Source organism: Saccharomonospora saliphila YIM 90502 (assembly GCF_000383795.1).
GTDB classification, from domain to species: Bacteria; Actinomycetota; Actinomycetes; order Mycobacteriales; family Pseudonocardiaceae; genus Saccharomonospora; species Saccharomonospora saliphila.
Window position 1 is genome coordinate 54,909 of record NZ_KB912668.1, and the last position, 5,038, is coordinate 59,946.

The 5,038-nt window shown below is 73.6% G+C and carries 6 protein-coding genes; all 6 read left to right on the top strand.

Going from position 1 to position 5,038, the window contains the following annotated elements; translation table 11 throughout:
• Positions 1-464, top strand: a 464-nt coding sequence (locus SACSA_RS22540; protein WP_019815944.1) for a prepilin peptidase, incomplete at its 5' end; no start/stop codon positions are given.
• 58 nt (positions 465-522) lie between these two features.
• On the top strand, positions 523-1,719 hold the full coding sequence (aroC, locus tag SACSA_RS0111245) for a chorismate synthase (RefSeq protein WP_028661785.1): 1,197 nt from the start codon (positions 523-525) through the stop codon (positions 1,717-1,719).
• Between the two features lie 79 nt (positions 1,720-1,798).
• Positions 1,799-2,350, top strand: coding sequence for a shikimate kinase (locus tag SACSA_RS0111250; RefSeq protein ID WP_019815949.1), 552 nt, complete (start codon positions 1,799-1,801; stop codon positions 2,348-2,350).
• A complete protein-coding gene (aroB, locus tag SACSA_RS0111255; protein WP_019815950.1) occupies positions 2,347-3,456 on the top strand; it encodes a 3-dehydroquinate synthase in 1,110 nt (369 codons plus the stop codon). The genes SACSA_RS0111250 and aroB overlap by 4 nt, the downstream gene beginning before the upstream one ends.
• A complete protein-coding gene (gene aroQ / locus SACSA_RS0111260; RefSeq protein ID WP_019815951.1) occupies positions 3,453-3,884 on the top strand; it encodes a type II 3-dehydroquinate dehydratase in 432 nt (143 codons plus the stop codon). Before aroB ends, aroQ begins: the two co-directional genes overlap by 4 nt.
• Positions 3,885-3,907: 23 nt before the next feature.
• A partial coding sequence (locus tag SACSA_RS22545) for a glycoside hydrolase family protein (protein ID WP_083940230.1) occupies positions 3,908-5,038 on the top strand: 1,131 nt, incomplete at its 3' end.

A 5,038-nucleotide genomic window follows, 5' to 3' on the forward strand; every position in this document is an offset into this window, starting at 1 on the left:
CCGTGCCGCTGCTGGCCGCCGCGCTGGCCGTGCCGTTGGCGGCGGCCGACCTGGCACATCGGAGACTGCCCGATGTGCTGACCCTTCCGGCCTGTCCGGCGGCGGTGGTCGCCGTCGCGGTCGCGGCGGCCTACGGCCCCGGCCCACCGCTGGTCGGTGCAGCCGTGGCCGGGGCTGTGGTCTTCGCCGGTGCTCATGCGCTGGTGCGGGCCGTGGCGCCCGGATGGCTCGGCGCCGGGGACGTCAAGCTCGCCGGAAGCCTCGGCGCACTGCTCGGCGCCGTGGGGTGGGCCGCGCTGGTGACGACGGCGCTCGCGGCGGCGGTGTTCACCGCCGTGCTCGCCCTGGCGGCGGTCACGCCACGGTGGCGCCACTGGCGTTCCGGCGTCCCGCACGGCCCCGGCCTGCTCGCCGTGACCTGCGTGGCGGTGCTGTTTCCCGGTGCCGCGCTGGAGGGCCTGTGACCACCGCCGCCCTCGGGTACCCGTACGGCCGGCGCGCGCACGTGACAGGATCATGGGTGTGTTGCGCTGGATGACCGCAGGTGAATCGCACGGTCCCGCCCTGACCGCCGTCCTCGAAGGCATGGTCGCGGGCGTGGAGATCACGACGGCCGACGTGGGCGAACAGCTCGCCCGCAGGCGGCTCGGCTTCGGCCGCAGTCCGCGGATGGGTTTCGAGACCGACCGGATCGAGTTCGTCGGTGGCGTCCGGCACGGGCTCACCCAAGGCGGGCCGGTCGCGGTCCACATCGTCAACAGCGAGTGGCCCAAGTGGGAGAAGGTGATGGCCGCCGACCCGGTCGACGCGGCCGAACTGGAGGGCCTGGCCCGCAACGAGCCGCTCACCCGTCCCCGTCCGGGCCACGCCGACCTGCCGGGCATGCAGAAGTACGGCTTCGACGAGGCGCGGCCGGTGCTGGAACGGGCCAGCGCCCGCGAGACCGCCTCACGCACCGCACTGGGCACGGTGGCGCGGGCGTACCTGCGTCAGGTTCTCGGGGCCGAGATCGTCAGCCATGTCGTATCCATCGGCCGCGCGGAGGCGCCGGACGGGCCACCGCCCGGACCCGGCGACCTGGACGAGGTGGACGCCAGCCCGGTCCGGGCCTTCGGCCAGGAGGCCACCGACGCCATGATCGCCGAGGTCGACGAGGTGAAGAAGGCGGGTGACACCGTCGGCGGCGTGCTGGAGGTACTCGCCTACGGCCTCCCGCCCGGTCTCGGCTCGCACGTGCACTGGGACCGCAGGCTGGACTCCCGGCTCGCTGGCGCGCTCATGAGCGTGCAGGCGATGAAGGGCGTCGAGGTGGGCGACGGGTTCACCACCGCGCGGCGGTGGGGCAGCGAGGCACACGACGAGATCGACCGGGACCCCGGGTCGCGCGCGGCGGGCGTCACCCGGCGCAGCAACCGGGCGGGCGGACTGGAGGGCGGCATCACCAACGGCGAGCCCCTGCGGGTGCGCGTGGCCATGAAGCCGATCTCCACCGTGCCGCGCGCCCTGTCCACCGTGGACGTGGTCACGGGCGAGACCGCCGAGGCCATCCACCAGCGCTCGGACGTGTGCGCGGTGCCCCGCGCCGGGGTCGTGCTGGAATCGGTGGTGGCGCTCGTGCTCGCCGACGCCGCGCTGGAGAAGTTCGGCGGCGACTCGCTGGCGGAGAGCAGGCGCAACGCCGAGGCGTACCGCGCCCAGCTCGACGAGTTCTGGCGGTGACGACCACACCGGTGCGCGCGGCCGCCGGGCGGGTGATCCGGTGCGTGCGCCGTCGCGGCCCACGGATACCGTGAGTGCCATGAGTGATCGCGGTCCCGTTGTCGTCGTCGGGCCCCCCGGCTCGGGGAAGAGCACCGTCGGCCGGTTGCTGGCCGAGCATCTCGGCGTCGCCTATCACGACGCCGACGAGGAGATCGAAGCCGAGCAGGGGCGCGCGATCGCCGACATCTTCGCCGCCGACGGCGAGGACGCGTTCCGGGCGATCGAGGAGGACGCGATCGCCCGGGGGTTGCGCGACCACACCGGGGTCTACTCTCTCGGGGGCGGTGCCGTGTTGTCCGAGTCCACCCGGGCGCGGCTCGTGGGGCACACCGTGGTGTTCCTCCACGTCGGCATGGCCGAGGGCATTCGCCGCGCGGGCCTGTCCACCGCGCGACCGCTGCTCGCGGGCGTGAATCCCCGCGCGACCTACAAGGCCCTGCTCGACGCCCGGCTGCCGATCTACCGTGAGCTGGCCACCGTCGAGATCGACACCGACGGCCGCACGCCGGACGAGGTGGTGGCCGCTCTGGCGGAGCGGCTCGCCGCCGACCGGCCGGCCGAGATCCGTTCCGAACGAGGTGGCGCATGACCGACGACCCCGTCCGCATCCCGGTGCGGACCGCCCAACCCTATGACGTGCTGGTCGGCCGTGGCCTGCTCAGCGAGCTGACCCGGACCGTCTCCGGTGCCTCGACCGTGGCGATTCTCCACCCGCCGACACTGACCACCACGGCCGAGGCCGTGCGGTCGGAGCTGGCCGAGGCCGAGCTCGACGCGCACCGGGTGGAGATTCCCGACGCCGAGGACGGCAAGGCGCTGTCGGTGGCCGGATTCTGCTGGGAGGTGCTCGGCCGGATCGGCCTCGACCGCGACGGCGTGGTCGTCGCACTCGGCGGCGGCGCGGTGACCGACCTCGCCGGGTTCGTCGCGGGCACGTGGATGCGCGGCGTGCGGCTGGTGAACGTGCCCACCACGCTGCTCGGCATGGTCGACGCGGCCGTCGGGGGTAAGACCGGCATCAACACCGAGGCGGGCAAGAACCTCGTCGGTGTGTTCCACGAGCCGACCGCGGTACTGGCCGATCTCGCCACACTGGAGACCCTGCCCCCGAACGAGCTCGTCGCGGGAATGGCCGAGGTGGTCAAGGCCGGGTTCGTCGGCGACCCCGGGATCGTCGAGCTGATCGAGCGGGACCCGGCCTCGGCGGTCGACGCCACCGGTGACCTGCTCGGCGAACTGGTGCGCCGGGCGATCCGGGTCAAGGCCGAGGTCGTGGAAGCCGACCTGCGCGAGTCGCACCGGCGCGAGATCCTCAACTACGGCCACACGCTCGGCCACGCGATCGAGCGCCGCGAGCGGTACCGCTGGCGGCACGGGGCGGCGGTCAGCGTCGGTCTCGTGTTCGCCGCCGAGCTGTCCCGGCTCGCGGGCAGGCTGGACGACGCCACCGCCGACCGCCACGCCGCGGTGCTGCGCGCGCTCGGCCTGCCCACCACCTACGACCCGGACGCGCTGCCGCAGCTGATCGAGACCATGCACTCGGACAAGAAGACCCGCTCGGGCACATTGCGTTTCGTCGTGCTCGACGGCATGGCCAAGCCGGGCAGGCTGGAGGGCCCGGACCCGTCGCTGCTCGCGGCGGCGTACTCGGTGGTGGCGGGCGGATCGGCACCGGAGGGGAAGGTTCTGCTGTGACCGTGCTCGTGCTCAACGGGCCGAACCTGGGCAGGCTCGGCACGCGGGAACCGTCGGTGTACGGCTCGACCACCCACGACGACCTCGTGCGGTTGTGTGTCGACACGGGAACCGAACTGGGCCTCGATGTCGAGGTGCGCCAGACCGACCACGAGGGTGAGCTCGTCGGCTGGCTGCACGAGGCTGCCGACCGCGAGGCCGCCGTGGTGCTCAACGCCGGGGCGTGGACCCACTACTCGATCGCCGTGCGGGACGCGGCGGCCCAGGTCACCGCGCCGCTGATCGAGCTGCACATCAGCAACGTCCACCGGCGCGAGGCGTTCCGGCACCACAGCGTGCTCTCCGACGTCGCGACGGGTGTGATCGTGGGACTCGGTGTCGACGGCTACCCGCTCGCGCTGCGGTGGCTGGCCTCGCACAACCGCTGAGCGAGCCGGGGGAGCACACCGCCATGCGCTCGCGCCGGGTCCGGACCGCGTTCGCGATCCTCGCCGCCGCGATGGTGGCCACTTCCTGCACCGCGGGCGAGGTGTCCGATGGCCCCGCGGAGGGGGCACCGCACGGTGAGGGGGCCGCGCCGGGAGGCACGCCGCCCGGCGAGAGGGCCGGGACTTCGACACCACAGCGGCTCGCGGTGGACTCCCGGAGGAGCTCCGACGGCGTCGTCGCGGCGGGCGGCGCGGACGCCCCCTACAACTACGGTCCCAGTCTGCTCGTCGAGAACGGGCGCGTGCGGATGTGGTGGTGCAGCCAGTACGGCAGCGCCGAGCCCGCGGGGGACGACATCCTGCACGCGGAGGCGCCCACTCCCGACGGACCGTTCACCGGCCCGGGCGGAGGCATTCCCCGTGCGGTGTTCTCGGGCGATCCCGGTGGGTTCGACGCCGTGCACACCTGCGACCCGTCGGTGCTCCGGGTGGACGGCACGTACTACCTGTACTACACCGGCGCGGCGGGCGAGACGGCCCACGGTAACGCCATCGGGCTGGCGACCAGCGACGACGGCGTGCACTGGACCCGCGTGGGCGACGGGCCGATCGTCACACCCGCGCACGACACCCATCGCGACAACACCTACGGCGCGGGCCAGCCCGCCGCGGTGCACGTCGACGGCTGGTTCTACTTGATGTTTACCGACACCACCGCCCGCGCGGCGGGGTGGAACGGGGCGGGGCAGTTCGTGCTCCGCTCGCCCGACCCGGCCTTCGCCGACGGCGTCGAGGCTCTCGGGCCGGACGGCTTCGCGCCGGTGCCGGGCACCGATGCTCCCCGCACGGCCTCGGTGGTGGACGCCTTCAGCGCCGACCTGGTGTTCTCCGACGCGCTCGGCGCCTTCGTCGTCGCCCACCAGACCGACCAGGGTACCACACTGACCTTCACCGGCCGCGACTTCACCGGCACGCCGTACGAGCCGGTGGTCATCGACAGCCGCTGGCAGGAGGGCCCCGGTCTGCTCCGGCGTCCCGACGGGCACGCGCCGGTCTCCGAGCGTGCCGTGTGCGGGCGGGTGCCGTTCGACGTCGTGCACGCCACGGTGCTCGGCCGGGGTCTGACGGTCGGTCTGGAACACGTCCTCGACCTG

What these genes read in the sequence shown, in the direction of transcription:
- SACSA_RS0111250 (WP_019815949.1), top strand. Translation starts at nt 1,799, where the DNA reads ATGAGTGATCGCGGTCCCGTTGTCGTCGTCGGGCCCCCCGGCTCGGGG.
- aroB (WP_019815950.1), top strand. Translation starts at nt 2,347, where the DNA reads ATGACCGACGACCCCGTCCGCATCCCGGTGCGGACCGCCCAACCCTAT.